The organism is Rhodohalobacter sulfatireducens (assembly GCF_022012475.1).
Classification (GTDB): domain Bacteria; phylum Bacteroidota; class Rhodothermia; order Balneolales; family Balneolaceae; genus Rhodohalobacter; species Rhodohalobacter sulfatireducens.
The window spans coordinates 35717-61724 of the sequence record NZ_JAKLWS010000010.1 but is presented as its reverse complement, the minus strand read 5'-3'; the positions used below and the strand labels follow the sequence as shown (position 1 = coordinate 61724).

Sequence of the window (26008 nt, the reverse complement as noted above, 5' to 3'; positions counted from 1 at the left end):
AATCAATCTGTTATGACCGGATCCAATCTTGTCCCATCACCAAGAAGCCCAACGAGGCACTCACGAGCAGGTCGCAAACAATTCTCCACAATTTTTTCCATCGTCTTTGGATCCCAACCATTCATCCAGTCAGCGTGTGCACAGATGCCACCAGGGTTTGTTTCGCATGCGAATCGCCATGAATTTGAGGGCCCGCGATCCTCAGTCACATATAATCTGAAATTGTATGAGATTTCGGGTATGGCAATCGGATGAGTTTGAGGACACGCGCCGGTGCCTACTACCGGAGGCGTGGCTTCACTTGGGTAGGCCATGTGACTTTGATCAGGCAGGTACAGGTTCTTACCATCCCAGCATTGTGGAAAAACTATACGAATTTCAAGAAAGTCATCTTTTGGACAGTCAGGTAATATAGATACATGATCGAGAGGGTCGCCCGGGTCAAACCAATCCTTTTCAGACACCCAACTTCCGCAGCGAAACTTCACAACCGAAACATCCTGGGACGTGGTAGCATGTGCGTTACCCGCAATGATCCGCAAATTCTCTGGTGGCGGTTGAATCGCAGCGGCAGCAACGTGATAGCCTGTCTTGTAGTAGAAAAGGGGTTCCCCGTAATCGATTCGCTTTTCATTGGCATCGTACAGAGCCGGTATCCAATAAGCCGAACGATTCAATGTGCCACCATCACAAGTCGTTTCAGTTGCTTCAAACAGTGAACCAATCGTTGTATAGGCGTCCACATTCGGATTTCCGAAGAAAACATGATGATGCGAGGCTCCCGGTTGACCGGGAAACACAAGCGGATCGTCAAAGTTTTCGTGCGACTCAAGACAGTGCGTACGAAAAGCCCCACTACCGTCCTCCCGGTCACCAACTTTCTCTGCAGAATACACCAAGCCGTCACCAGGCGCACCCGATGTTTTACCATCAGAATGAACAGATCTATTTTCGCAAGCGGCAGTTGCCCAGGCCAGTGAACAGATCAACATAGATCTAATGAAGACCTTTTTTCCACCCGCGACATTGAAGACTTTTGAAAAAATGGCAAGGTGAAAAGAAAGTCGATTAAGTATCAATCTCTTCATCTTATTTCTCGAAACGTTTCAGTGTTGTAACTAATTCTGTCTTCATAGTGATACTAAAGTGCTACTTTCCTTGATTTTTACAACCCTTCTTGAGTTGCTGACATAACACATTATTAATGGGATCTTCAACATTCGATAAATAGCCCCCATTGCCACAGTAACTTGTGCCAGGTCCTTCTTGAGATTACTTTTAGTCCAATTCTTTAATTCTAATATTCCTGAACTCAACACCCTGACCTTCAGCCTGTAGTCCAATATAACCTTCCGTTAACGGCTGACCATCCACTTTGATCTCGGGGTCAAATCCATTTGCTACTCCACCTCCAATCTGCGGTTTTGAATACTCCAGTACGGTTTCATCATTCACCTTATGAACCACAAGAGAATCGCCGTAAACAATCAGATCAGCCCGGACCCATTCATCCCATTTGTAAGTATCAGATGAAGAGTTAATACAGTGCCGCGGATCTAATTCTCCTTCATAAAAAACATCCGTACCGGGAGAACACATATTTCCAGTGGGACGGGGTTCTCCTTCGGTTGCTTCAGCCAGCATCTGGTATTCTACGGAAATAGGCCAGTCCTGTTCTTTCAGAATAGTACGAGGATCCTGTGAGTGAAACATCACCCCGCTGTTCTTGTAGGTGTAACCGGGAGCATCTTCCAGCCATTGATCGGTAAACCGGTACTCGAACTTCAGGTGATATGATGAAAACGGTTCTTTATAAAACAGGTGCCCGTACCGCGCATCAAACTCTTCATAGTCATCATAATTGACCTGTATCACTCCATCTCTCACCCGAAACGTATTGGCATAATTATCTCCCGTTTCGTGATGGTGAATTTTAACAATCCAGTCGTTCAAATCTTCCCCGTTGAATAGAATCTTCCAGTCATTGTCATCCGTTGATTGGGCTTTTGATTGATCTAAGGTGAGTGCGAAAATAAGGGTCAGAATTAAAAAAGCTGCCGGGTTTTTCATGTGGTATGGTTTTGTTTAAATAATAGGTGATACGATGAGTCCTCAAATTATAAGTAAGCTGACAAGATCATTCCATATAAATTAAATGGGTGATTCTTTTGAAAATGTGAACGAATTTTTAAGGTAAATCATCAAAATTAATGAAAGGAGATTCTCCGCCGGCATCTCGTTCAAAAAAAGAATCGATTGGAGTTGTTTTGCTAAAAAAGCCACAATTCTTTAAATAAAATTGATCACCTTCAACACCTCCCGCATAGTCCATTCTTGATTCCTTTCGGGCCGTAGCATCTGCTGTAAATTTGATCTTATTGATCTCTATCCATTCGTTATCCGTCGTGTAAATCCAATGATTTGAATAATTTCCTTTTCGGGTAATATTACCGGTTGTTGTTTGAAAATTTTCAAGAAATGAATATAAATTCGTTAAATATGAATCCGTTTTTGGGCGACGAAAACTGGCAATGAGTTTCCATTCATTTACTTCAGGTGCAAAAAACCAGGCTGTAAAATCTGTTTTTCCATCACCTGTTGGTTCTCCTTTTAACAGGAACTGATATGTAGTGTCTGTTTCCCACATGAACTTGTAGTAGCTTTGTCCGCCGGAACCTTCATTACCAAATTCACCGGAGTAAACTCCCTTTCCCTTTTTTAGCAGTTCTATCTTTTGATCATCCGGAATCTCGTCCGGGTTATCCGTTTCATAAGGGCTCCATACAGAAAATAACACTCGCCTTTCAGTAGATGAATTCACCTGAATTCCAAAGTATCCCTGGCCAAAGCCATTGGCCATAAAGTAGGATCCTAAAACATCATTACCTTCAGGAACAGTAATTTCGTTATAAAAATAAACGACATCGCCAGTCTCCTTGGGAACCTGGTAGTTAAGATGAACAGATGGCCCTCGTCTTCCCCAGTAAAAATCATCTTTGGCAAACCAGACTTTTCCTGTAGACACATCCCCACCGATTAAAATGGCTTGGATTTCCGGAAAATAATCTCCGCTTTTTTCTATTCCCTGAATTTCAACAAAATGATACCCCGGTTCTTTTATTTCAAATTTTCCGACATTAATTGTATCGAGAGTTGAGTTTTCAACGTTTATCGTTGAGATATTCTCTCCAAGGGTTATTTTTATTTCCGAGAGATCTGACGATTTTGCAATCAGACCCAAATCAATCATCCCTCCAATTTCTGTTTTAAAATACGTTCGGATCCTGGTTTCCTTATCAACCCAGTTTTTAATTCCGTTCTCTCCAATCAATGTCCGGTTTTTATCTTGATCATCAACGACCCAGCTATTTCCTTCAGTAGGAATTGAAAGTGAAAATTGAAGTTTATCAAGCTCGTCCGTGCCTGTACAGGAAGTAAAAAAATAAACGATACTAAGGATTACGATCGTGAGAGGGTTCTTCGGCATTTGATTTATATTATTTTTTTTTGGCTATTACACCTGGTATTGAGTTATTTCATATGGTTATTGGGTGTAAAAAAAGGTATAAACCGGTGAGAGTCCATGTTAAAGTTCAAGAAATGAGAGTGTCGTTCGCTGAATGAGAATAGTTTTGTCTTATCCCGGCTTGATAGATGATCAATCATATACAAAATTCCAATTTCCGTTGTCCTGTTTTTTCCAGACGGCGTGAAAGATTCCGGATGATTGTATGGTATCGCCCTGTGCAGAAACGCCATAAACCTAAAAAGTCCGTAGGTATAACCGAGATCACCTGATTCAGCAACTTCTGCAAATTCCGGCGTCCATTCTAAACTGACATCCCTCGTCATCCAATATTCGAAATTATACTGAATTGTTTTGATTTAATATTGAGATTTCTGTTAACCATGTTTCGAAAGGTAGGGGAGAGAGATCCAGGTGAATTTAGAGGTTGTTATTAGTCACGCTTCTTTGCGGCCCGACTCGTCCTTTGAGGTGAAATGTAACCGCCGGGATCGCAGAGATACGCGGAGAGCAATTTTTGCCGAGGTGGTTTGCGTAACTTATGGAGATTGGTTTGGCAGGTTTGTGATGGGCGGCACAAGTGAGTCAACTACGCCATATCTATACTACAAAGCTTTAATACTGTTCTGGTTTCGTTGACCGAGAACGCTATGCTGAATACCTTGCGCCAGTATATTCCAGTTTATGAGTTGTGCCAGTATATTCCAGTTTATGTGTTGTAAAATTCGTTTACCCCCAAAGTTCGGGCAGGGGAGGGTGAACGCCATCTTCATCAAATTTCAGAGAAGGCTTTCGATCTTTGGCCAGGAGTAGCGGTCCATCCAGATCGGTAACGGCTGCTCCCTGTGCTAATAAAACAGCCGGTGCCATCGCAAGGGAAGTGCCAACCATACAGCCGACCATAATTTTATACCCTTCGGAGATGGCTTGTTTTTTTAAGGCCAGCGCTTCGGTCAGTCCACCCGTTTTATCCAGTTTGATGTTGACCATATCATATCGGCCTTTCAGCGCGGGCAGGCTTGCCCGGTCGTGGCACGATTCATCCGCGCAAACCGGAAGCGGACGCTCAATCTCTGCAAGAAGTTCATCCTGGTCGGCGGGTAGCGGCTGCTCGACCATGGTCACCCCAAGTCGTAACAGGTGAGGGGCGAGATCTTTATAGACCTCAGCCGTCCAACCCTCATTAGCATCTACAATGATTTCTGAATCGGGAGCACCGGCACGTACGGCTTCCAAGCGAGACATATCGTCGGGAGTTCCCAGTTTAATTTTCAAGAGTGGGCGGTGAGCATGTTTTGCAGCCGCCGCTTTCATTCGCTCGGGGGTATTCAGTGAAAGCGTAAAAGCGGTGATTTCAGGCCCGGGTTTTGGAAGCCCGACCAGTTCACACACTCGTTTATTTTGAGATTTTGCTTCAAGATCCCAAAGAGCACAATCGACTGCGTTTCGTGCTGCACCTGATGGGAGTAGATCCTGCAATGAAGTTCTGTTAAACTCAGAGGGGAGAGATTCAATTTGAGATTTGACGCTTTCTATCGTTTCATCATAACGTGAGTAGGGTACACTTTCACCCCGCCCGGTGATACCGTTTCTTGAAATCTCAACCAACACGACATTCGCCTCTGTCTTCGATCCACGTGCGATGGTAAATACCTCTGCCAGGGGAAAGGATTCAGCTCGAAAATGGATCTTGAAATCACTCATATTAAAGCTCCTCAAGGGCATCCACGAGTCGGGCAGCTCCCTGTCGATAGGGATCTACCGTTGGGAGACCTATCTGTTCTTCTACATTAGCGAGATAGTTTTTCGCCTCATTTTCATTTAAGGCTGAGGTGTTCACAGAAATTCCAATCACTTTGCAGTCGGGGTTTACTACCCGGGCTACCTTCAGGGATAGGTCGCGGACCTCTTCTAACGTGGGAAGCCCGAAATTGGGAATACCGCGCATGTGAGTTCGTGTCGGTTCATGACAAACAACAAGGGCATCGGGCTGACCTCCATGAATCAATGCCATTGTTACCCCGGAAAATGAGACGTGAAACAGGGAACCCTGGCCTTCAATGAGGTCCCAGTGATCGGGATCGTTATCGGGAGTGAGCCATTCAACCGATCCGGCCATGAAATCAGCAATGACGGCATCCACCGGAACACCTTCGCCTGTAATCAAAATACCGGATTGGCCAGTGGCTCTGAAATCAACATTCATCTCCCTGGCTTTCATCTCTTTCTCAAGTGCCAGCGACGTATACATTTTTCCGACAGAGCAATCCGTCCCAACCGTCAGGCAACGCTTACCGGTTCTCTTTTCTCCCGTTGCGATGGGATATTGATGCTGAGGGACCCGTACATCAATTAGTTCCTGTCCATGACGTGCTGCGGCATCGGAAAGGTGTGGATTATCCTGAAGACGGTTATGAAGCCCGGAGGCCAGATCAAATCCGCTTTCAAGGGCTTCAACCATCACATCTTTCCAGGTTTCTGAGATTACACCACCACGATTGGCCACGCCAATCACCATTGTTTTTGCCCCAGCATTGCGAGCTTCTTCAAGTGTCAAATCTGGTAATCCAACGTCTGCGTCACAGCCCGGAAGTCGTAATTGGCCGATGGCATATTCAGGACGCCAGTCGCAGATACCTTTGGCTACTTTGGCTGCAAGTTGGTCGTGGGCATCGCCTAAAAACAGGAGGTATGGTGTTTTGAGCATAGTTAAAATGGTTTCATTTCTGTCTTAAAGCGGCAAATGATACCAATAAATGGAATCATTTACCATTTTGACAAACTGTTGTTAAATCAAAAAATAGTTCTTTGAATGAGAATTAGTATCACCGAATTTTATGTCATTATCTCCTGAAAAAAGTAGTAGATGTCTGTTGCATCTTTTTGTGAGACAATGGTAAAAGCTGTATTACCCTGCTCTGTTCCTGTGATTCCCAACTACAGTGAAGGTTGAGCCTTAAAGTGTATCAAATACCGGAATATTACACCCATGGAATCCAATCAAGTACCGTCAAACAGTGAATTACTTTGTGCTGAAAGTACGCGTGATATTGTAAGACAAGTTCCTGATCACTGCTTGATATTCGTCTATTCTGAAACTCAAGGTTTAGGAAATTGTTATCCGGTACCCGTATCTATTTCAATGAATAATCTGTCTCAGATCCCAGCAAAGTTCAGGTGCCTGCTAGTGAGCATCTGTCATAGTTTTCCAGAAATTTTGACTGAAAATGAACTCAGTGTATAGAAGAATAAGGTGGAAGTGAAGATTAAATTTCTTTTTAACCCTATCCGTTTAAGTCTAAAATTATCGGAGTGATCGTAAATATACAGTCAGGCATATCTGGATAAATCAAACAAAATTACAACAAACTCATTAGTCATCACTATGGAACTGATGTACGATATCCGGCTGAACCACTTCCTGGAATGTGGCTTTAAACATATCAAACTGAATACCCTCCAAGATGAATTCTAATTTTTTATAGAGATATTTCGGATCTCTCGTAATTTTTGGGTACTGCATTAAAGTAACATCAGTAGAACCTCCGGATAACTGATAGATTACCTTGTATAATTGGTTTAGTAATACTTCTTCTTGCTTTCCATTGCCTGTTGATTTGGTGTGCCACAAACCTCCTGGAAACTCTTTCGGGTTAAACAAGTGTTTGAATTTTCCGATAGATGAGAGTTCAGAATAGCCTTTTTTTGTTACATATCTTCGGCTTTCGGCGGCGGAGTTCAAATCTCTAACAGGAATATATACGTGCTAGAGGATGATATCATCTCGCTGAATGACTTCTTCTGCATAATCACAAAACCATGGATCCTTTGCGATGTATGGGCAATTTTCCGAACCGATTCTGTATTCCAAACCTGCATTAGAAAGATCACTCTTAAAATGGTCAATATTCTCAATTTCAAAACCGGTATCTAATCCAAGATGGGTTAAAAGTTCAACTAAAAAAGTTGTTCCGGTTCTGCCTGTCCCCGTTATTACAACGTGTTTTTTTTGATTCATGATCAGTCAATAAGGTTGAGAATCATTATTTAACATTCAAGATCATTTTATATATAAGACTTTTGACCTGCCTTAACTTGTGGATTGAGTTAGAAAAAGTTACTTCAAGATTTGTTTTTATTTACCGTATTAGTAATATGGTTTTTATATGCAATCAAAAAATGCCTTTATAATTAGTCTCATTATTCTGACAATAGTACTTCTTAGTCAGAATTGTTTTGCGCAAGATGGGGCTGATCGTTTTTTGTATTGGCTGAAGGAAGATCCTGTAAATATATTCACTGATTTTGGTTCCGCACAGATGCTTAAAGTGGCGTCAGTGGGTGTGAGCCTCTCTGTAATCGCAATAGAAGATGATATTTCGAGCCGGCATTTCCAGAATAAGTATGGTCAGTCAGAATTTCTTCATTTCACTAATTTATGGGGTGATTGGAAGATTGCGGGAGCAGCTTCAGCGGGAATATTTGCATCATCCCTGGTAACCAACAACAGGAAATTTCAAGACGCAGCCTTTACGTCCTTGCAATCACTTCTGATGACAAAACTAACGGTGAATACAGCTAAATTTATATTTGGCAGAGAGCGACCTTATCAAGAGGATGGACCCTATGATTTTGATTTTGTACAGCCGGGCGGAACCTCGTTTCCTTCCGGTCATACCGCTACAGCTTTTGCACTGGTAACCCCCTGGATGGTGTACTATCCCGGACCGATAACATACGCCCTGATGGTGGTTCCCATAGGAACAGCGGTTGCCCGAGTAGCCAAAGGCAGGCATTGGTTCAGTGATGTAACCGCCGGTGCAGCAATCGGATTTTCAATGGGTCATTACCTTGCAAAAAAACACCTGAGTTTACAGACAGATCGTGTGCAGGTTATTCCCACTGCCGGGTACGACAATTTTTCTCTGACTCTTAATATTTCGTTTTAGAGATCGATAGACGATATCTTCCTACATCAAAGATTTTTTGAAAAACATATACCGTGTGAAGATCTATACAATCTCTTTCTCCTTCTAAAAATCATTCCCCTGATTTTAACTCAATCGTACAATTCCTTACACTATATTTCTGACCGGGAAGATGAATGTAGTATCTCTGTCTTTTAACCAATCTGTCATTTTCAGGTAGTACAGGAAAATCAATAATACTCCAAGGGGAATGCCTATCAGGTAATCAGGAAGAGAAGCGTAATCCTGATCTATAACAATCCAGAAAAACACTACAGTAACAGGTAAATATTGAAGGATACTCGTAATCATACCGGCATTAAAAAAGGTGCCTCCCTTGATATTAAAAAAGAATACATGAGCAATAAAGCTGCCAAATGAGAGTACGATAGTTGCAATTCCAAGCCAGATGGCCGATTCAGCCAAAACAGCCGCTCCCACATAAAATAACCACCCAATTCCAATATTATTGATAAGTGCAGTTTGTGTATTTAAAGGGTATCGGTCTGGAATATCACTTTCGAAAAGAGTTCTATTTACCATTTCGGGATATGTGCCAACAATTCGAAACTTTTCCAGTTGGTGTAAAAAAAGTGAAATCAGGTTTATATAAACTACGCTCTTATAGTAGGTAAAATCGTAGAAATTTAGAACCAGGTAAATAGATGTAATGACAGCCAGAAATCCGCCAAGATCATACCAGTGATTTCTCAGTATTTGCATAAATAAAGGTTAAGGCGTTTCCGGCTTTATATAGCTCTGTCCCGGGAATGAAGCAGGGAGATGGTACTACTTTACTACACTAAAAAAGCCGAAATAACAAACCATAAATTTTTTATAAACAGATGATAAGCTTGAGCTTGAACACAAACAATGTATGAAAATTAACAAGACCAACAAGTCTTAATTAGAGACCTTATAAATTTTTTAATGATAAGTGGTTTAATTCCCTGTCCCTCTGGGTCGGAAAAAGATGAAAATTCCCCTTTACATCCTACGTCAAAGGCTTCGGAGGACAGGCCCGCCTGCGCCCAAGGCTTCGGAGGACAGGCGGAGTGAGCCGGGGGATGACTTTCTGAGTTTAAAAATGTCAATGACTAGAATTCTGATCCACAATGAATCATCCCCATTGCCCCCTTCCCCGATGTTTCGGGACGCGGCGAAAGGAGGACATTCCAAAAAAAAGCCATGTATTGCCCAAAATGTTACGGGTTCTTCGTTGATACCTCGCGGGCTCTGCCCGAGGTAGTTCATTATAACTTTTTCAGGTAGCTCGATTTATGAAACGTTTTTATGATTCAATTTAAGGCGACTGTTTCGCATAAAGTTTAGAGATTTTATCAGACAGATATAAAAAGAATCTGAAAAAATTTGAAAAGAGGATGATAGTTCTCTGACTTTTTAACTAGATTTTTTTATTTATGTGCTCGTCACTGAATATTTAAAATTTGTGGAGTTTTTCTATGTCTGATAATAAAATGTCGCGAAGGCAAATGATTCGAAACAGCGGTCTTGCTGTTATGGGAGCTGCAACCGGTTTCGGTTTTTCAAAGAGTAAGCCTGTAAATAATAGAGCACAAACTCACGATTTACCTTTTCGAATCAGTATGAACACCTCCACGCTTCAGGCATATGAGTTACCGGCAGATGAACAGATACGGATGGTGGGCGATGCCGGTTTTGATGGTATAGAGATGTGGGTACGCGATATTCGTAGTTTTATCGATGCAGGTGGTACGGCTGAAGAGCTGGGTGAATTGCTTTCATCAAACAATCTTCTGCTCGAGAATATGATTGGTTTTTCGGAGTGGATCAGTGATGACGCTAATACCCGTGCAGAAGCACTTGATCTGCTTCGCAGCGACATGGAGATGATTGCGGCGATGGGTGGAAACTATATTGCCGCACCTGTTCAGGGAATAGATTCGATCGATCTCTCAAAACTTGATGAATATGCCGATCGCTATCGAGCTATCTTGGAACTCGGTGATCAAACCGGTGTGATTCCCATCCTGGAAGTTTGGGGAACCGGAGCCCTTCATAGAGTATCTGATTGTGTTCATATCGCAATTGCAAGTGGTCACCCCGATGCCACTGTTTTGTTTGATTTTTACCACGTCTACCGCGGTGGAAATGATTGGGATACCATCAATCTGGTTAATGCGGGCAAGCTATCCGTGATGCATATGAATGATTACCCGGCCAATCCGCCGAGGGATGAACTGACGGATGCCGACAGAGTTTTTCCCGGTGAAGGAATTTGTCCTTATGAAGATGTTATACCCAAACTATATAATGCCGGATTCCGCGGAGGATTTTCAGTTGAACTCTTTAACCGAGAATATTGGGATTCAATGGATGCCCGGACAATTTTGAAGGAGAGTTATGAGAGAACACATACGGTTCTTACGAATGCGATGGCTGATCTGAATTGAGTCAATTCAAATCCATCAATAACCTGTCAGAAATCTTTTAGTTATTGGTGGACTTTCATACTCAGGGATTGACTAATTCGATTCTGTCAATTAGCAGGTTGAAGGTTTCGGCTTTCTTATTTCCAATCAAAAAACCGATTTCGCTGATTGAATCATGGTTAAAATCAGGAAGATCCAAACGCCTGCCACGGAAGGTAGGGTAGAGCTCTCGCAAAGTAAATTCAACAGATTGCCAATCACCTTTCGTATTGAAATAGGTGATGAACGAATGCCTGTCGTTTTTATGCCGGACCCGGAATTGGTATTGCTTGCCATCCCCTTTTAATCGTACCCTAATGACACTGTTGCCTTCAACAGCCGTGTTTGGGCAATCGTAACGTAGTGATGAAAATCCCCCGTTATTTTCCAGGGATATCGTCCCTGAAAATTGGAGGTGTCCTTCTGGCGTGAATTCAATCGCTCCATTTGATCGCCCCCCCATCACCACATCGTCTACAATTCTCCAATTATTAAGGCTTGTTGATTTGCTGCTGTCAAATAGTACTTTGGCTGTTTTAGACATCATTCATGAATATGTTTTCGATTAATTGTGAAGACACTCAGGATTCGGTTAAAGGATCTTATCTACAATACAATTTTCTGAGGGAGATCATTTTAAAATTGTACATGAATCGAACCAACCAGTCCGCCGTACACAGTTGGAGCCAATCTGACGTTCCATTCTGCTTGATGCCTGTTTGATAAGAGGTCGTTTTTTGCACCTCGGTAGATTTTATATTGGCTTTCCTTGTCAGATTCAATAAGGAAACTGGAAATACCTCCAATCAATCCGCCTACTGCAGGCCAGATATATGTATTCGGATCATTTGAATCTGATGAATAGGCAACTGCAATGCTCGTAATCCCGCCGGAGACGATGGTCGTAACCCCGCCAATAATCCGTTCTCTGCGCCATTTTTGAGCCAGTTCTGAAAAACGCCTGTCCCAATAGACATATTTTTGCTGAATTTCACGCGGGGTCCTTTCCGGCATCTGTTCGAACTCCTCATTTAACCGTTCGGATTCAGATCGAATATTAAACGGAATCAGGCTCAAGCCACTGAGTAGTGCACCCCCGCCTAAGAGTGAATAACCGACCATTCGCGCATCATCTCCTTCACCAAAAGCTAACGTTGCTGCTCCTCCTACAGCGGTCCCTGCACCAAGGCCAAGTAATACAAATCCGCCAGTCCGGCGCCCCCTTCGACCTTGATCGGACAGTGTTTGAAAACCCTGGTCCATCAAGCCAAGTAAAATTTCTTGCTGCTCTGCTGTTACAGAATCTTGAATTGAGGAAGATAGTAACGACTTTTCAACCAAAGAAGCCCTATACTGGGAAAAAGCCTCAGTGTAAGAAAAAAGGGTAATAATGAATGTTATAGTTAAAATCTTCTTAAACAGATCTGTATTGAACATTATTAACTCTCATTTAATGATTTTATAATTACTATATATTGGATTACTGAGTTCAAGTCTGTAGTCGTGATTTACTTTATAATGTAGTGGATAACTGACTGTTTTTATAAGGGTATTCCTGATTGAATATGAATCACCTTTCTACTCATATTACATTATGGCTCAAGAGAAGATGGAAAATTCGACGCTGTTAAAAACCGCTGCTTTGTTAGTGATCGGGGTTTTAACGGTTCACATTATGATCGAGACTCAATTTATCTTACTTCCATTGGTGTGGGCGGTATTCATTGCCCTGTTAATATTGCCGCTGACGGAAAAATTGGAACATATAAAATTTCCCCGATGGCTCGCAATCATCACCGTGCTTCTGGTAGTAACAGTTTTGGTTGGATTTATACTTTACCTGTTGTCTGTACAAGTGGCGGGTTTGCTTGGAGATATTCCGGCTGTAACCAGTACTCTGAGTGCCTGGACTTCGGAGCTGCAGCACCTGCTTGAAATTCGGCTTGGTATCTCTCATGAACTTTTAACTCAACAGGCATTAAATTCCATTTCTCAATTCATTCAAACGGGACTCACGGAAGTTAGGAATTCACTCTATTCCGTATTTCGGATCATTACGGTGATCAGCGTTATACCGCTCTATATCTTTTTTATGCTCTATTACAGAGATCAATTCTATAGGGGTACAATTCAGCTTGCAGTCCATTATCAGCAAACTCAAACCATCTTCAATAAAATCATGAAGGTGGTACAGCAGTATTTGCGGGGACTGGTCATTGTAACCCTTATCGTAGCCGTCCTATTTTATATAGTTCTGACTCTTTTCGATATAAAATTCGCTTTTTTCTTTGCTGTATTCCTGGCTCTCTTTAACCTGATTCCCTATATCGGAGTCTTTATCTCGTCCGTAGTTGTAGTGTTATATTCGCTGGCAACGTCCGGATCATTGTTCTATCCGGTTGGTGTACTCATCTCTTTATGGCTGATACAGTTATTAGAAAACAACCTGATTACTCCTTATGTGGTGGGCTCTCAGGTAAAATTAAATCCGCTGGTTGCTTTGATCGCCATTTTTGCCGGAGCTTCTATTTGGGGCGTTTCGGGCATGATTTTGTTCATCCCGATTGTTGGAGTTTTGAAGGTGATTTTTGACGAGTTTGAACAACTGAAACCGATCGGTGTTCTTTTGGGTAAACCGTAATTTTTTAAGATTGATGAGGCTTATTCAGGAGAAAAGATCTGCCCGAATGAATAGAATATTATTTAAGAATATCGGATTTTATTAATGCACAAGTAAGGTACTGGCGTATAGTGCAATCGGGAAACCTTTTGGAAAGTGATCGGGCAAATGGCAGGGTGCATTTGAAAATCCATAGAGTCGACACAGTACTCGATCTGCTGCCATATTTTTACCTTCTCCATTATCTTGCATTGAAAAGAGAAGACACCCACGATTCAATCCTCCTCCGTTTACTACACATCTATATACTATTTCGTTTGATTCCTTACCAGCCTGAATCCAACTTACCGGACAGTTGAAATTAACTCCTTCATAGTCCGATCTCCCCTTGAAATCAACAGCTCCTTTTACATCTTTCATGAGTTTAGCATTAAACTGCAGATAAAATTCACGATCAGGACGTGCTCCCTTACATCCCTGAGCTCAATGATAGCCATCTTAATATCCACCTTCATAAGCTTCAGAGTCATGGTGAGTGGTTCAATCTTCAAGATTTCCACTGTATCCACCACTATTGTCATCTGGATTATCATGGCCGCCGTCACATCCCTGCCATTTTGCCCAAAATTCAGCTGTTGCATGCAATTTATCTATTCCAAAATTTGTTTGAAACAACTCTTCAGATATGGACGAATTGGATTGGAGCTTGTCTTCGTTAATTCCCGTTGGACTATCAAAGCTAGTCAGCAGTATCAAGAATGCTATAGGAACCATTACTAATAAATTTAGCAATTTCATAATATTTCTCCCTTTCTTTACAAAAAAATTGCCGGTTAATGACAATTTCTTAACCGGCAATTCTTGTGGTTTATAAGTTTGATTTAAATTATTAGTTGCCTTTCTGACCTTTACCGCCATCATCAGGTTTACCGCCGCCGTTACCTTTATTTCCATCACCGCCACCGGGTTTTCCGCTACCGCTTTTTAGTGTAAGGCGAACATCCATATAGGTAAGGTTATTCACAGCATCAATTATAGCTACTCCACCAGCAAGGTCTGGTTCCTCTTGAATGACAACTTCTTCCTCTTCTTCTTCTTTGAGTACGATAATTGTATTACTGTCGAAGTCGGTATTGTAGGTCACGATGCTGTTGGGATCCAGGACAAACGTAATTCGATAGTCCCCGGGGCCAGCAGCAGTTCTACGGGTCACCCAGTTGTATCCGTAGATTACTTTTCCTTGAACGTTGATCTCGGCTGAATATCCGGATGGTCCATCCACTGCGTTCCATACACCACTTTCAAATAGCGGAGATCCGATGTCACCTGTCCATTGAGAAAGTACCGGGTCCCAGGTGGTTGTCAATGTAGGATCATCGCGTTCTTTAAGCAGTTGCTGAATCACCAGTTTGGCTGTACCGGAATACACAGTAGCCTCACTACTTGGATAGATTACTCCATTGGTTCCCCATACTTCTGCAAGGCCCGAAACACTTGGATCTTCGATTTGCATTGTATAGGCATCCATTGGTGTGCTCAAGGTTTTGTAAAGTACTGTTTCAACCCGAACCTGTGCACCAAACGGCCATGCTTTTGATTCCAGGTTGTCTCCCCAGTCAATGGAAGAAACAACCACCGGAGATTCGTAACCTACTTCTGTAACGGCATTTACAGAAGCAGCCTGCCATGTGTTCAGATCATCATTTTGTACATACCAATCATATCCATCGGCTGTAAAAAATAATCCGTCAAATTGTGGAGTACCATATGTACCTCTTAAAGGTTTCACTACTCCATCTGACCATATAACTGGAAAAGACAGATTATTACCTACCTTATCTCCATCTGTTGGTTTTGCCAACGCGATCAAATCGGAGTCCAACGAACTTACTTCTGCCTTATCTGATATTTCTAATGGGGTTTCGCACGCCCAGATTAGAATTAATAAAAGAGGCAGTAAGTTTTGCAGATATCTTTTTGTTGTTCTCATCTGTTTACCTCTCATCTTGTTTATTTTTGTTCTTGTTTTTGAGCATAATTACTCACTCTTTCTTGTTATATAATATCCTCCTTAAACCCCAGAAGACTACTATGATTTACTATTCTGATATGAAAGGTATTTCAATCACATTTGTAAGAATATTGCTTACCCTCCTGTACTGTAATTACTTTTTTATTTTTGTACAGAAAAGATATAGAGCAAATACAAAGAGTAGTTTGCCCTGACGTTACCCTATAGATTTAAAAAGCAGGAATTTGCTTAAATAAAATACTCTAGATGCCGCATAAATTGATGATGCAGTTAATCTGAAAGGCAGGATAGATCGGGAGAACCGTATATTTCGAAGCCTTGTAGTCATTTGTACTATGCTAATTTGCGGAATTTAATTACATGCTGTGTTGAGTTAATTGTTATTTCCAAAGCTTGTTTATGTCTAAACTACTTTTGTAGATCATCTTACCAATAATCAGAGATCAGGAGATGTCATGAAAAAAATAACAAGAATGACTTCAGTACTATTGATGCTGCTTTTTTTGACTGTTAATGTTTTTGCTCAACAACGAGGTCAGCAACAACAACAGCAGCAACAGCAACAACAGGAGCAACAGATGCAACAACAAATGCAGCAACATATGCAGCAGATGCAGCAAATGATGCAGCGGATGAATCGACTTCAGGAACGTACCTATGCAATGAACCAGGATATGAATCGTCGAATGCAGCAAACACAGAATGAACAGTTGCGAAACCAATTTCAAAATATGCATCGATTTGGTGAACAACTCGGACTGACCATTGGCAACATGAAAAATGCAGCCCAGCAGTGTAACCTAATGCTGCAAGATCGTGATATGATTCAGGATCGAGACATGCAACGAGACATGGACCGCCTGCGACTGCACCTGAATGACATGACTGGTCAGGCTGAAGATGCCTTGCAAACGATGGATCAAATAAGAGATAGGTTGCGAGATCAAGATAGAATTCATCAATCAAATTAACCAAGGCTTGTTTTTCGAAACAGGTAACTATGAGAGGAGGTCCAATTGGAAATCCAGAGACGAAATCGCAGAATATTCACGGTGGCGTTACTTGGGGTTACTTTGGTAGTCGGTTGTGTACAGGCTCAACAGGTATCATACCATGGGAATGTACAGTACGCAACCGGCTCCTATTTTTTTGATGAATCAACGAGCAGTTTTTCTGCATCCAATGGATTGGGCTATGTAGGAGATAAATTCTCCGTCTCCTTTTCCGTGCCGTTTATTGTTCAAAATTCACCATGGATCTCATACAGTGCAGCCGGACAATTACCAACCGGTGGTCCTCAGCATGGAGGTCTCGCAGATTCGACGGGTCGCAGACCCGGTAAGGGAGGCAAAAATGGGAATGGTTCAAAAAATCAATACGGTAGTGGAAGCTATAGTACTCCGATTCTAGTTGCCGAATCTGAAGAAGTACCAATCACACTTCCAGATACCACTTCATATACTCAATCCAGCTTTGGAGATCCAAATATTTATGCAAGTCTCAAATTATACAGTTCGGGCTCAGGTTCCAGCAACATTCAGTTAAACTCAGGATTCAAAATTCCATTTGCTGATCCAAACAACGGGTTTGGTACCGGCGAGTGGGATTATGGAGTCGGGATATCCCTTTCCCAGCGCTTTGGAAAATTCTTTATGTATACTAATTTCATGAGATGGTGGCTTGGAAATATGCCCGACCTGGAATTAAAAGATCCTCTTACTTACAGTGCCGGGCTCACACGGACATTCGGACAAGGGAAGTGGTTTATCAACAGTACATTTAGCGGATATACAGAGATTATTAAGGATTACGATCCCCCCATGAATCTCAGTTTTGGGGTTGGACTTTTTGCATCTAATCGAATTTCATTAAATAGTACGTTTACTCTTGGCTTGAGTGAATCATCTGCCGACCAGGTTTTTGGAATAGGATGGAGTCTGAAACTCTAAACCAAGAATTTTTAATTGTTTGTGATATGCTCGTTTAATTTGCGTTGTAAATCACCTTCAGTGAACCGAGTCAATCAATATGTTTTTGAGATAGTTTTAAAATTTTTGACTTAATTATTTCATATCTATCCGAATATCCAATAACTAAAAATTTTTAATTTTCCTGTAAATAAGTTGTGATTAAGTTGAACCTATTTGATGGATCAAATGAAAAAATACAACGGATGAGTTTTTTTAAAATCAATTAACTACATTAAAAACCACGAGTTGTAGTTTTTTCAATCACTTTCCAAAGGTAAAAATGGAGAATACCATGTATCGTAAAGCCTGTCTTATCATTATCACATGTTGTTGGGTTACAGCTTGCAGCACCGCTGAGAAAACAGTAGAACCAGAAACATCAGCGCCTCCTGAAACACCGGTAGCTGAAGAGATCGTTGAAACGGTTGAACCAGTTGAACCGGAAGTTGTTTCTACCGAAGCAGTATTGCTTCGCCAGCCGGCAAATTTGTATCGAACCAATGATACATGTATTGATATTATCAAAGAATCCGAAGGATTACGGCTTGAAGCCTATCAAGGCCTCAGTGGACATTGGTATATCGGATATGGTCACCAGGGTGGTGTGACTGAGGGAATGACAATTACAGAAGCCGAAGCTGAACAGTTACTACGTGAAGATCTCAGGGTTTTCGAGGAAAACATAAGCCAGATGGTAGGGGTAGGTGTAACCAATAATGAATTTAGCGCGATGGTCTGTTTATCTTATAACATCGGCTCAGGAAACTTTGGCCAGTCCACCGTATTGAGAAAAGTAAACGAAGAGAAGTGGGATGAAGCTGCTGATGCCATTTTAATGTGGAATAAAGTTAATGGACAGGTGAATTCACACCTCGTAAGCCGCCGGGAAATGGAGAGAGAGTTGTTTCTAAGCGTGGATTAAACAATCTTAAATTTTTGCAGTTTATTATTATTGACTTTAAGGAGTTTAGGTTGCAATTAACTACATTTGCATCTACAAGGCATTGGCTTCACTTGATATAAAGGGGATATAATTAAACGAGGAGTAGAATATGAAAAAAATAGGTAGTCTAATCATAGTTATCTGTTTATGGATAACGGGTTGCAGCAGTTCCGAGAAAACAGCGCAATCGGAAACTTCAGAACCTGTGAGAATTGAAACGTACAGGCCGGTTGAAAGAAATATTCCTAAAGCAACTGAGCAGCCAACTCGAGAATCTGCAGAAGAATTCCGGACAAATGATGCCTGTATTGATATCATTAAGGAGTTTACAGGTTTGCGCCTGGAGGCTTATTCAGATCAGCGAGGGAATTGGTATATCGGGTATGGACGAAGCCAGGAAGTAACGGAAGGCATGAAGATTACCGAGGCCGAAGCTGAACAATACCTGAGGGAAGATCTCAGGATCTTTGAGGAGAGCGTTAGCCGCATGGTGGAAGTGGAAATTTCTGAAAACGAATTCAGTGCCATGGTCTGTCTCACTTATAACATCGGGCCGGGCGGTTTTGCCGAATCTACTGTTTTAAGGAAGGTGAACGAGCAGGCATGGGAGGAAGCTGCCGAAGCTATTCTGTTGTGGAACAAAGTGAACGGCCAGGTGAATGAAGCTCTTGTAAACCGACGTGAGAAGGAGAGGGATCTGTTTTTGAGACTGCAGTAAATCCGGATGATTTTTTATGAATAATTTATTTCATATTGTAAATCATGGGACTTTATTTTTTTAAAACATACCGAAATTACACAGTAATAAGATGAATTATATCAAATACATACGTCATATCATTTTTTCAAAAATTCTCATTCTTTCGATCATTACAGGGATTATGCTTATGGCTTGCGGTGAGGAAGAGAGGGAAGCTGAGGAGGGTATACAAACTGCATCGGGAGATGTAGAGGTATTAGACGATGCGGTAAACGACCTGATTGATTCGGAAGCGGTTCTGACCGAGCTGGGCAGCGGATATGCCTGGAGTGAAGGTCCGGTTTGGGTGGAAGAGCATGGATTCTTACTATTTTCCGACATCCCGAATAACATCATTCACAAGTGGACACCGGGCGAAGGAGTTACACCCTACCTTGAACCGGCCGGTTATACAGGAGAGGAGCCTCGAGGTGGTGAGTTGGGATCGAACGGACTTTATCTCAGCCTTGAGGGGGATTTGTTGTTGGCTCAGCATGGTGACCGGCGAATTGCACGCATGGACGCACCACTGGATGAACCTGGGGTAAATTTTACTACAATTGCGGGAAGTTACAACGGGCAGCGGTTAAACAGCCCGAACGATCTTGTACAGCACAGCAACGGCGATATTTACTTTACCGATCCGCCCTATGGTTTGGAAGAACAAGCAGATGATCCATCCAAAGAACTTGATTTCCAGGGAGTCTACAGGGTGACACCGGAGGGAGAGGTGATACTCTTAACGGATGAACTCAGCCGACCAAACGGGATTGAATTCTCTCCCAATGAAAAGACTCTATACGTAGCAAATTCAAGTGGTGAAAACCCGATCTGGATGGCATACGATGTGACAGAAGACGGCAATATTGCAAACGGTCGTGTATTCCACGATGCCAGTGATTTTGTGGGTGTTGATCCGGGAAGCCAGGATGGCATGGATGTAGATGCCAACGGCAATATCTATGCAACAGGCCCCGGTGGTGTCTGGATCTTTTCACCCGATGGAACTGTTCTCGGCAAAATCAAAACCAATAAACCTACCGCAAATTGTACGATTGGCCAGGACGGCAAAACGCTCTTCATAACTGCAAGTGACCAACTGTTGAGTATTCCGTTGAAGTAAGTGAAGAGTAAATCTGTTATAGGTTCCAAGCTCATCCCGGAAATTGATATGGTTGGGAATTTTGTGAACGCGGGTTTCGGTGGGGTGAGGGGGTATTGATAATGATGCAGCAACTGCGCAACCTGCTATTTATTTAAGGCGCTTTTCCCAATAACCCGGTTTTCGTTTCATATGCTTGACAGCAGTAATAGTGATTATATTTTCAGAAACGAAATAAATAATTTCATAAGGAAAACGGTCAAGTAAAATCCTTCGATCTTGTTTGCTAAGTAAAGATCCAGATTGAGGATGTGCTAATGCCTGAGCGATGGCTTCTTCTATCTCATCAAGAAATTCAGCCCCAAGCCCATTAGATTTTTCTTCGTAGTATTGAATAGAACTCGTTAATTCTTTTGCTGCCTCAGGATGATATTGAAAAGTCATTTTTTAAGAAACTCTCGGGCGGCTTTATGCACTTCTTGACCTGAAATTGCAGCTACCTTTCCCGATTTGATCTCAGCTTTTCTTTGTTTTACTTCATCAATCCATGCTTGTTCAATATCATCATCAATTTGCTGATCAAGGCTATCAATAAGCTTTTTGGCTAATTCAGCGCGTTGTTTTTCGTCTAATTCGAGAGCCGAATGCTGAATTTCTTTATAATCTGTAATCATAGTTTTGGGGTTTGTCTCTTTCTCCAATCTATTGAAAAACGAACAATTCTGACAATTATTTATTGAGTGGAAGAGTGGGTGTAACGGTCCAGTGTTTAACCGACTCGGCCTTTTTGATGGGAATTTAATATAATTTTGGAGTTACTTTTAGCTCTCTTTTGCTCATCAGTCAAGAAATGACTTTGCATTTTTTTTTCACTTCGCTCCAGGGCTTTGCAGAACTCTCACTTTGCTCATACCTGTCAATACGTTTTTTTAGTTCCTTTGACCAGGCTTCCTCCGAATTGAACTCTTTCTCCGATTGAAGACTGTCTATCAACATATGTGCAAGTTCCGCCCGTTCTTGATGGGATAGTTCAAGTGCCTGTTTTCTGATCTTTTTGTTAATCATAGGTTTTTCAAATCTTTTGAATACTTCTGTAGTATGGTAATAAACTCGAAAAAAGGAAAATAATTTTGTCGGAGGGTAGAGGCGTATGAATAATAGACTGGGTGAAAAATTTTTCAGCATCCAGCACTTTACGCTTCATCAAGGTTGGGATCATTTTTGTAGGATCCCGCAATCAGCCACCCGATACCAAACAGTGTGAGTCCCCAAACTTCGATCCATAAAACCATATTCTCCAAATCCGTTGCTCTGCCGTAAATAAAGATGGAAAGGATTCCGAGAACCATGAGTACGCTGATGGTGCGATAGGTGTAGGAACGGCCGGTTTTTCCTTTTTTCATCGCCCTGTTTGAAAAAAACCACATCATCACGATCAGGCATGCAAACAGGAGAATGGCAGCCCCGTAATGAATATTCATCGGTTCAAGGTTGACAGCATTTGCTACGGTTGTTGTCCAGGCGGGCGGTATATCAGAGCCGGTGAATCCCTGGGTCGGAAAAAGGGCAACGCAAATGGCAAAAACACAGGAGGCTTTACTCAAATAAAATTCCCAGTCTTTTTTGCCCCCGGTTCCGTTGTAGGCTGAAAGGAAAAAGCCTACGACCACCAATGAGCCGACAAAGATGTCATGTGCATCTGTCCAGTACGAAATGCTGATTGATGTTAAGGTTTCTTCCGATCCAGCAAGCAAATAAACCGTTGGAGCAAGCAAGACGGCTATCGCTCCAACAATCACACGCATGGTTTTGTGATTAATCTGACGATCCATAGAAGTTCTCCTTTTATCTATTTAGTTAACGACATGGCACATAAGCTGCACGCAAATAAATGTTGAATTAGCAACTAACGAAAGACGCGACTTAAAACCAAGAGGGGCAAAGAATTGGCGCCTGTCCTCCGAAGCATCATACCTTCATTGAAAATGTGGAGAATCATTGAACCGTAGCGTAGGAGGGAGGCGTGTCCCTAAATGCACTAGTTATACCGCTTTTATTAATTATGTAGCAAATTCTTTTGGGCTAATAGCGATCTCAGGAAATTCACGAGCAATTTTTTTATCAAATGTGACCAGCTGAATATTTAAATCATCAGCCAATGCTACAAATTCACAATCATATGCTGAACATGATGAATTTGCAACAAGACTCATAACCTGTGTCGAGTTAACATCGAATTCGTTGGCCTCCATCAAATGCTCAGCTTCTTCTGTTACTCGCAAAACAACGGAGAATTCTAAAATTTCCTTCCGTAAATATATCGATAGTATATTTCTAAATTCGGATCGCCAGAGAAGAGGAGCAACCCAATCATCATCTTTCTTGAGAACCTTGTAAACCCATTCATCCATGTCATTTGGCACCCACATGGTTGCAATTACATTGGTATCAACAACAATCATGGACGGCCTTTGTCAATTGCTTGTTGAATTTCATCCATAGAAAGAGAGCCTTTCGCTTTCTGTTTAAGTTTTTTGGCACGAGTAATTATTTGGTCTGGATCTCGTCGATTGCTTTGAGCTAATTTTTTCAAATAAACAATCACTTCACTGTTAATACTTCGATGATGTAGCTCAGCCTGCTTTTTTATTTTGGCATAAACATCATCAGGTATATCTCGAATGGTGATACTTGTAGGCATAAGATTGAATTTAATTTAGTTTCATTATGAAACTAATCAGAAGAGGTGATTATTGCAACAGAAGCGGTATATCATATGATTGAGCAGATTTCACAATCCTTTCGAATACGTTGCATAATATGATTCAATAAATTTGTAATGTATACTGCGGAGATGGTTCACATAAGTGGAAAACAAATATGGTCTATATTCACGTACTATACCGGGGATGGAGAGGAGTCAAAAATCCACTGGGTCAAAAATGATATGCGATCTCAGATCTTTGATCTGGGAAACTTCTGAGATCAAAAAACGGATATCTCCAATCAGAGATCAAGCTTTACAAAATGATCTTACAGACTCCAGGATTTTTCATCTTCAGACAGAGGAATGCAACCTCGGTAAACACCGGGAATTGGATCATAAACAAGAATTTCTTCGCCGACTTTTTCAGAACTGAAATAGGCCCATAATGTCAGCGATTTTAAGGACTTGTAGAATCCCGGCGGTTCTTCCTGGTCACCGACGGCCGTTCCCCATACGCTTTTTCTGAATGTGCCGCCCTCTTCTTCCTGATCGAGCAGGAACTGCTTCCTGTCATCATTATTTAAATCAATGAAAGGAGCCCCGTAATTCTGCTCCGCCTCTGCATTCAATTGATCCAGCTCATCTCGTACCTGCTGCTGGGATTCTGCGTCGTACGATTTTTCAAAAAACAGGTCGATAAATATATCCACGTTTACATCCAAGGCACCCGGAGTATCCGTGGCCGGAAGAATGGTATCCACGAAGGCGGAGATGAACAATGCCTGGTCTTCATTCAAAAAAAGTGGCTGCCAGTCCAAACGACTGGCTTTTGTGCAGGATTGTAGTAGGCCTAACAACGAAGGTCCCGCGAGGATACCTCCGGTCAATAGTGCTGTATTTTTTAAAGCTTCTCGTCTGTCCATAGGTTCAGAGGTTATTTTTTTTGAGTTCCGATACGGCATGATCTGCGGCCCGGGCCGTCAGGGCCATGTACGTGAGCGAAGGATTTACACAGGATGATGAGGTCATACAGGCCCCGTCCGTTACAAATACATTTTTGCAGGCATGAATTTGGTTGGTGCCGTTCAAAACGGAGGTTTCGGGGTCTCTGCCCATGCGGGCGGTTCCCATTTCGTGGATTCCGTATCCCATCTCGTGGTTTTTATCAAAATCCACAACATTTTTTAACCCGGCATTATCCAGCATCTCTTTGGCATCTTCCCTGATCTGCTTGTTCAGGGCCAGTTCATTTTCATGCCATTCGGCATCGATGGCAAGTGTGGGCTGACCCCACTTATCCAGGTTTTCGTTGTCGAGGTACACTTGATTATCATGATAAGGCAGACATTCCGCAAAACCTGTGATAAAGAATTCCCACGGGCCCGGTTTCATCATTCTGTCTTTGAAATCTCCTCCAACATCCTCTTCGTTGGCGCCTCTCGACCAATTTGCGCGTCCGGCACTGCCTTGGTACCCAAAACCGCGAACGAATTTATCCGATTGAGGCTGATCTTGCAGATTTACATATCGCGGGATATAGATGCCGTTAGGACGGCGCCCCTGGTAGTATTGATCTTCAAAATCCTCAGATTCACCCATAGCCCCAACTCTGTAGGTGTGATCCATAAGGTTATGGCCCAACTCACCGCTGTCATTCCCGAGTCCGTCGGGAAATCGGTTGCTGGTTGAATTTAAAAGAATTTGAGTAGAGCTGAGTGCTGAGGCATTGCAGAAAATGATTCGCGACTGGTATTCAATCACTTCATCCGTTTCAGCATCAATAATTCTAACCCCTGATGCTTTACCGGACTCTTCATCATAGATGATTGATTGTACAATCGAATAGGGCCTGATTGTTAAATTACCGGTTGAGTGAGCGGCTGGCAGCGTTACTGCATTACTGCTGAAGTATGCTCCGTAGGGGCAGCCACGGTCGCAGCGATTTCTAAACATGCATTTGCCCCGTCCGTTCATCGGTTCGGTAAGGTGCGCTACCCGGCCAATAATCATATTTCTTCCGGTAAATTCACTTTCAATTCGGCTTTTGATCTGCTTTTCCAGGCAATTCATCTCCATAGGGGGTAAGAAATGGCTGTCAGGCAGTTGAGGCAGTCCAAGCGATTCACCACTGATACCTGCGAATTTTTCTACATATGTGTACCACGGTTCAATGTCTTTGTAGCGTATGGGCCAGTCAACACCATGTCCGTCTTTTGCATTTGCTTCAAAATCGAGGTCTGACCAGCGATAACACTGCCTTCCCCATAAGAGGGAACGTCCTCCCATTTGATGCGCTCTGACCCATAAGAACGGCTTTACTTCGGTATAAGGATTCTCCTTATCATTTGCATAAAAATGTTTGTTGCTCTGTCCAATAAACCCGGCCCGAACGGCTTTATAATGATTTTCTCTGTCTTCGGGGGTAAGTGAACCCCTTAATTCATCATCCCAGGGGTCATCATGCATGGTTGGGTAATCATCAACATGTTTGACAATCCTGCCCCTTTCCAGTACCAGTGTTTTAAGTCCATTTTCGCAGAGTTCTTTGGCTGCCCATCCGCCACTTATTCCTGATCCGATAACGATCGCATCATAAGTTACATCACGCTTTGCTTGAATATTATAATTCGCCATAAAAAATTAATTAAAGAAACAGTATTATAGGTAGACTTAACATTTAATTGTATTCGGCAGAAATGTAATAATTCTGATCAACTTACATAATTGTAATCCAGTACAAGTGTTGATCTTAAAAAAACGATATCTCAAACGCTATAGGGCTACATTAAGTAAAATGATAGCTGGTTTAACTTATTATTCCGGATAATCATACTAAATTCTATTTAAACCGCTAAACCATGGATTTAGGTTTTGTCAACACTGGAGAAATTATATATAAAAAAATTGTGGAATGCAGATATAGATTCAGGATTGGTAACCAGGGGGAAT

General features: G+C 42.0%; 30 protein-coding genes. 8 read left to right on the top strand and 22 right to left on the bottom strand.

Features of this window, described 5'->3' with window-relative positions; translation table 11 throughout:
• Positions 1-2: 2 nt before the first annotated feature.
• The 8 genes from L6773_RS09735 to L6773_RS09700 form a co-directional block, all read right to left on the bottom strand.
• Positions 3-992 (bottom strand): DUF1996 domain-containing protein, encoded by a 990-nt coding sequence (locus tag L6773_RS09735; protein ID WP_237853841.1) that lies wholly within the window; start codon positions 990-992, stop codon positions 3-5.
• A gap of 286 nt (positions 993-1278) precedes the next feature.
• Positions 1279-2070, bottom strand: coding sequence for a 3-keto-disaccharide hydrolase (locus L6773_RS09730; protein ID WP_237853839.1), 792 nt, complete (start codon positions 2068-2070; stop codon positions 1279-1281).
• A 118-nt stretch (positions 2071-2188) separates the two neighbouring features.
• Positions 2189-3487, bottom strand: a complete 1299-nt coding sequence (locus L6773_RS09725; protein WP_237853837.1) for a DUF3472 domain-containing protein — start codon at positions 3485-3487, stop codon at positions 2189-2191.
• 44 nt (positions 3488-3531) lie between these two features.
• Positions 3532-3852 (bottom strand): hypothetical protein, encoded by a 321-nt coding sequence (locus L6773_RS09720; RefSeq protein ID WP_237853835.1) that lies wholly within the window; start codon positions 3850-3852, stop codon positions 3532-3534.
• A 403-nt stretch (positions 3853-4255) separates the two neighbouring features.
• On the bottom strand, positions 4256-5230 hold the full coding sequence (gene dgcA / locus L6773_RS09715; protein WP_237853834.1) for an N-acetyl-D-Glu racemase DgcA: 975 nt from the start codon (positions 5228-5230) through the stop codon (positions 4256-4258).
• A gap of 1 nt (position 5231) precedes the next feature.
• Positions 5232-6233 carry an N-acetyltransferase DgcN gene (dgcN, locus tag L6773_RS09710; RefSeq protein ID WP_237853832.1) on the bottom strand — a complete coding sequence of 334 codons (1002 nt, stop codon included), beginning with the start codon at positions 6231-6233 and terminating at the stop codon, positions 5232-5234.
• 666 nt (positions 6234-6899) lie between these two features.
• Positions 6900-7268 (bottom strand): hypothetical protein, encoded by a 369-nt coding sequence (locus L6773_RS09705; RefSeq protein WP_237853830.1) that lies wholly within the window; start codon positions 7266-7268, stop codon positions 6900-6902.
• A gap of 24 nt (positions 7269-7292) precedes the next feature.
• Entirely contained in the window at positions 7293-7544 is a 252-nt protein-coding gene (locus L6773_RS09700) for a hypothetical protein (protein WP_237853828.1), read from the bottom strand.
• A 148-nt stretch (positions 7545-7692) separates the two neighbouring features.
• On the opposite strand from L6773_RS09700, the gene L6773_RS09695 reads away from it, so the two are divergent.
• Positions 7693-8475 carry a phosphatase PAP2 family protein gene (locus L6773_RS09695; protein ID WP_237853827.1) on the top strand — a complete coding sequence of 261 codons (783 nt, stop codon included), beginning with the start codon at positions 7693-7695 and terminating at the stop codon, positions 8473-8475.
• Positions 8476-8601: 126 nt separating this feature from the next.
• Here the strand turns inward: L6773_RS09695 and L6773_RS09690 are convergent, their stop codons facing one another.
• A complete protein-coding gene (locus tag L6773_RS09690) occupies positions 8602-9216 on the bottom strand; it encodes an HXXEE domain-containing protein (protein ID WP_237853825.1) in 615 nt (204 codons plus the stop codon).
• 740 nt (positions 9217-9956) lie between these two features.
• Here L6773_RS09690 and L6773_RS09685 point away from each other — a divergent pair.
• Positions 9957-10928 carry a sugar phosphate isomerase/epimerase family protein gene (locus tag L6773_RS09685; RefSeq protein ID WP_237853823.1) on the top strand — a complete coding sequence of 324 codons (972 nt, stop codon included), beginning with the start codon at positions 9957-9959 and terminating at the stop codon, positions 10926-10928.
• Positions 10929-10989: 61 nt separating this feature from the next.
• Here the strand turns inward: L6773_RS09685 and L6773_RS09680 are convergent, their stop codons facing one another.
• Together L6773_RS09680 and L6773_RS09675 are read right to left on the bottom strand one after the other, a co-directional pair.
• Positions 10990-11493, bottom strand: a complete 504-nt coding sequence (locus tag L6773_RS09680; RefSeq protein ID WP_237853821.1) for a CIA30 family protein — start codon at positions 11491-11493, stop codon at positions 10990-10992.
• A gap of 89 nt (positions 11494-11582) precedes the next feature.
• On the bottom strand, positions 11583-12383 hold the full coding sequence (locus L6773_RS09675) for a hypothetical protein (RefSeq protein ID WP_237853820.1): 801 nt from the start codon (positions 12381-12383) through the stop codon (positions 11583-11585).
• 157 nt (positions 12384-12540) lie between these two features.
• Here L6773_RS09675 and L6773_RS09670 point away from each other — a divergent pair, with 157 nt between their 5' ends.
• Complete coding sequence (locus L6773_RS09670; protein ID WP_237853818.1) at positions 12541-13587, top strand: AI-2E family transporter; 1047 nt, start codon at positions 12541-12543, stop codon at positions 13585-13587.
• 81 nt (positions 13588-13668) lie between these two features.
• Here the strand turns inward: L6773_RS09670 and L6773_RS09665 are convergent, their stop codons facing one another.
• The 3 genes from L6773_RS09665 to L6773_RS09655 form a co-directional block, all read right to left on the bottom strand.
• The gene (locus L6773_RS09665) at positions 13669-13986 is read right to left on the bottom strand and encodes a hypothetical protein (protein WP_237853817.1); all 318 of its coding nucleotides are present in this window, start codon (positions 13984-13986) and stop codon (positions 13669-13671) included.
• Between the two features lie 120 nt (positions 13987-14106).
• The gene (locus L6773_RS09660; protein WP_237853815.1) at positions 14107-14520 is read right to left on the bottom strand and encodes a hypothetical protein; all 414 of its coding nucleotides are present in this window, start codon (positions 14518-14520) and stop codon (positions 14107-14109) included.
• Positions 14456-15556: a hypothetical protein gene (locus tag L6773_RS09655; RefSeq protein WP_237853813.1), complete on the bottom strand. Its 1101-nt coding sequence runs from the start codon at positions 15554-15556 to the stop codon at positions 14456-14458. The genes L6773_RS09660 and L6773_RS09655 overlap by 65 nt, the downstream gene beginning before the upstream one ends.
• Positions 15557-16071: 515 nt before the next feature.
• Between L6773_RS09655 and L6773_RS09650 the strand changes: the two genes are divergently transcribed.
• The 5 genes from L6773_RS09650 to L6773_RS09630 all read left to right on the top strand — a co-directional run bounded on the left by L6773_RS09650 (position 16072) and on the right by L6773_RS09630 (position 20373).
• Positions 16072-16569 carry a hypothetical protein gene (locus tag L6773_RS09650; RefSeq protein ID WP_237853812.1) on the top strand — a complete coding sequence of 166 codons (498 nt, stop codon included), beginning with the start codon at positions 16072-16074 and terminating at the stop codon, positions 16567-16569.
• A 45-nt stretch (positions 16570-16614) separates the two neighbouring features.
• Positions 16615-17547: a hypothetical protein gene (locus L6773_RS09645; protein WP_237853810.1), complete on the top strand. Its 933-nt coding sequence runs from the start codon at positions 16615-16617 to the stop codon at positions 17545-17547.
• 313 nt (positions 17548-17860) lie between these two features.
• The gene (locus L6773_RS09640; RefSeq protein WP_237853808.1) at positions 17861-18490 is read left to right on the top strand and encodes a lysozyme; all 630 of its coding nucleotides are present in this window, start codon (positions 17861-17863) and stop codon (positions 18488-18490) included.
• A 130-nt stretch (positions 18491-18620) separates the two neighbouring features.
• Entirely contained in the window at positions 18621-19229 is a 609-nt protein-coding gene (locus tag L6773_RS09635; RefSeq protein WP_237853807.1) for a lysozyme, read from the top strand.
• Between the two features lie 91 nt (positions 19230-19320).
• Entirely contained in the window at positions 19321-20373 is a 1053-nt protein-coding gene (locus L6773_RS09630) for an SMP-30/gluconolactonase/LRE family protein (RefSeq protein WP_237853805.1), read from the top strand.
• A gap of 129 nt (positions 20374-20502) precedes the next feature.
• Here the strand turns inward: L6773_RS09630 and L6773_RS09625 are convergent, their stop codons facing one another.
• From L6773_RS09625 to L6773_RS09590, 8 genes are all read right to left on the bottom strand, one after another.
• Positions 20503-20796 carry a type II toxin-antitoxin system RelE/ParE family toxin gene (locus L6773_RS09625; protein WP_237853803.1) on the bottom strand — a complete coding sequence of 98 codons (294 nt, stop codon included), beginning with the start codon at positions 20794-20796 and terminating at the stop codon, positions 20503-20505.
• On the bottom strand, positions 20793-21026 hold the full coding sequence (locus L6773_RS09620; RefSeq protein ID WP_237853802.1) for an addiction module protein: 234 nt from the start codon (positions 21024-21026) through the stop codon (positions 20793-20795). Before L6773_RS09620 ends, L6773_RS09625 begins: the two co-directional genes overlap by 4 nt.
• A gap of 169 nt (positions 21027-21195) precedes the next feature.
• Positions 21196-21417: an addiction module protein gene (locus L6773_RS09615; RefSeq protein ID WP_237853800.1), complete on the bottom strand. Its 222-nt coding sequence runs from the start codon at positions 21415-21417 to the stop codon at positions 21196-21198.
• A gap of 128 nt (positions 21418-21545) precedes the next feature.
• Positions 21546-22184 carry a hypothetical protein gene (locus L6773_RS09610; protein WP_237853797.1) on the bottom strand — a complete coding sequence of 213 codons (639 nt, stop codon included), beginning with the start codon at positions 22182-22184 and terminating at the stop codon, positions 21546-21548.
• A 228-nt stretch (positions 22185-22412) separates the two neighbouring features.
• Complete coding sequence (locus L6773_RS09605) at positions 22413-22814, bottom strand: type II toxin-antitoxin system VapC family toxin (protein WP_237853796.1); 402 nt, start codon at positions 22812-22814, stop codon at positions 22413-22415.
• Positions 22811-23053, bottom strand: coding sequence for a FitA-like ribbon-helix-helix domain-containing protein (locus L6773_RS09600; RefSeq protein ID WP_237853794.1), 243 nt, complete (start codon positions 23051-23053; stop codon positions 22811-22813). Before L6773_RS09600 ends, L6773_RS09605 begins: the two co-directional genes overlap by 4 nt.
• Before the next feature lie 332 nt (positions 23054-23385).
• Positions 23386-23982 (bottom strand): gluconate 2-dehydrogenase subunit 3 family protein, encoded by a 597-nt coding sequence (locus tag L6773_RS09595; protein WP_237853792.1) that lies wholly within the window; start codon positions 23980-23982, stop codon positions 23386-23388.
• Between the two features lie 4 nt (positions 23983-23986).
• Positions 23987-25693 (bottom strand): GMC oxidoreductase, encoded by a 1707-nt coding sequence (locus L6773_RS09590; RefSeq protein ID WP_237853791.1) that lies wholly within the window; start codon positions 25691-25693, stop codon positions 23987-23989.
• Between the last annotated feature and the right edge of the window lie 315 nt (positions 25694-26008).

What these genes read in the sequence shown, in the direction of transcription:
- L6773_RS09735 (WP_237853841.1), bottom strand. Translation starts at nt 992, where the DNA reads ATGTTGATCTGTTCACTGGCCTGGGCAACTGCCGCTTGCGAAAATAGA.
- L6773_RS09730 (WP_237853839.1), bottom strand. Translation starts at nt 2,070, where the DNA reads ATGAAAAACCCGGCAGCTTTTTTAATTCTGACCCTTATTTTCGCACTC.
- L6773_RS09725 (WP_237853837.1), bottom strand. Translation starts at nt 3,487, where the DNA reads ATGCCGAAGAACCCTCTCACGATCGTAATCCTTAGTATCGTTTATTTT.
- L6773_RS09720 (WP_237853835.1), bottom strand. Translation starts at nt 3,852, where the DNA reads ATGACGAGGGATGTCAGTTTAGAATGGACGCCGGAATTTGCAGAAGTT.
- dgcA (WP_237853834.1), bottom strand. Translation starts at nt 5,230, where the DNA reads ATGAGTGATTTCAAGATCCATTTTCGAGCTGAATCCTTTCCCCTGGCA.
- dgcN (WP_237853832.1), bottom strand. Translation starts at nt 6,233, where the DNA reads ATGCTCAAAACACCATACCTCCTGTTTTTAGGCGATGCCCACGACCAA.
- L6773_RS09700 (WP_237853828.1), bottom strand. Translation starts at nt 7,544, where the DNA reads ATGAATCAAAAAAAACACGTTGTAATAACGGGGACAGGCAGAACCGGA.
- L6773_RS09695 (WP_237853827.1), top strand. Translation starts at nt 7,693, where the DNA reads ATGCAATCAAAAAATGCCTTTATAATTAGTCTCATTATTCTGACAATA.
- L6773_RS09690 (WP_237853825.1), bottom strand. Translation starts at nt 9,216, where the DNA reads ATGCAAATACTGAGAAATCACTGGTATGATCTTGGCGGATTTCTGGCT.
- L6773_RS09685 (WP_237853823.1), top strand. Translation starts at nt 9,957, where the DNA reads ATGTCTGATAATAAAATGTCGCGAAGGCAAATGATTCGAAACAGCGGT.
- L6773_RS09680 (WP_237853821.1), bottom strand. Translation starts at nt 11,493, where the DNA reads ATGATGTCTAAAACAGCCAAAGTACTATTTGACAGCAGCAAATCAACA.
- L6773_RS09675 (WP_237853820.1), bottom strand. Translation starts at nt 12,383, where the DNA reads ATGTTCAATACAGATCTGTTTAAGAAGATTTTAACTATAACATTCATT.
- L6773_RS09670 (WP_237853818.1), top strand. Translation starts at nt 12,541, where the DNA reads ATGGCTCAAGAGAAGATGGAAAATTCGACGCTGTTAAAAACCGCTGCT.
- L6773_RS09665 (WP_237853817.1), bottom strand. Translation starts at nt 13,986, where the DNA reads ATGAAAGATGTAAAAGGAGCTGTTGATTTCAAGGGGAGATCGGACTAT.
- L6773_RS09660 (WP_237853815.1), bottom strand. Translation starts at nt 14,520, where the DNA reads ATGGAAATAAAGGTAACGGCGGCGGTAAACCTGATGATGGCGGTAAAG.
- L6773_RS09655 (WP_237853813.1), bottom strand. Translation starts at nt 15,556, where the DNA reads ATGAGAACAACAAAAAGATATCTGCAAAACTTACTGCCTCTTTTATTA.
- L6773_RS09650 (WP_237853812.1), top strand. Translation starts at nt 16,072, where the DNA reads ATGACTTCAGTACTATTGATGCTGCTTTTTTTGACTGTTAATGTTTTT.
- L6773_RS09640 (WP_237853808.1), top strand. Translation starts at nt 17,861, where the DNA reads ATGTATCGTAAAGCCTGTCTTATCATTATCACATGTTGTTGGGTTACA.
- L6773_RS09635 (WP_237853807.1), top strand. Translation starts at nt 18,621, where the DNA reads ATGAAAAAAATAGGTAGTCTAATCATAGTTATCTGTTTATGGATAACG.
- L6773_RS09630 (WP_237853805.1), top strand. Translation starts at nt 19,321, where the DNA reads ATGAATTATATCAAATACATACGTCATATCATTTTTTCAAAAATTCTC.
- L6773_RS09625 (WP_237853803.1), bottom strand. Translation starts at nt 20,796, where the DNA reads ATGACTTTTCAATATCATCCTGAGGCAGCAAAAGAATTAACGAGTTCT.
- L6773_RS09620 (WP_237853802.1), bottom strand. Translation starts at nt 21,026, where the DNA reads ATGATTACAGATTATAAAGAAATTCAGCATTCGGCTCTCGAATTAGAC.
- L6773_RS09615 (WP_237853800.1), bottom strand. Translation starts at nt 21,417, where the DNA reads ATGATTAACAAAAAGATCAGAAAACAGGCACTTGAACTATCCCATCAA.
- L6773_RS09610 (WP_237853797.1), bottom strand. Translation starts at nt 22,184, where the DNA reads ATGGATCGTCAGATTAATCACAAAACCATGCGTGTGATTGTTGGAGCG.
- L6773_RS09605 (WP_237853796.1), bottom strand. Translation starts at nt 22,814, where the DNA reads ATGATTGTTGTTGATACCAATGTAATTGCAACCATGTGGGTGCCAAAT.
- L6773_RS09600 (WP_237853794.1), bottom strand. Translation starts at nt 23,053, where the DNA reads ATGCCTACAAGTATCACCATTCGAGATATACCTGATGATGTTTATGCC.
- L6773_RS09595 (WP_237853792.1), bottom strand. Translation starts at nt 23,982, where the DNA reads ATGGACAGACGAGAAGCTTTAAAAAATACAGCACTATTGACCGGAGGT.
- L6773_RS09590 (WP_237853791.1), bottom strand. Translation starts at nt 25,693, where the DNA reads ATGGCGAATTATAATATTCAAGCAAAGCGTGATGTAACTTATGATGCG.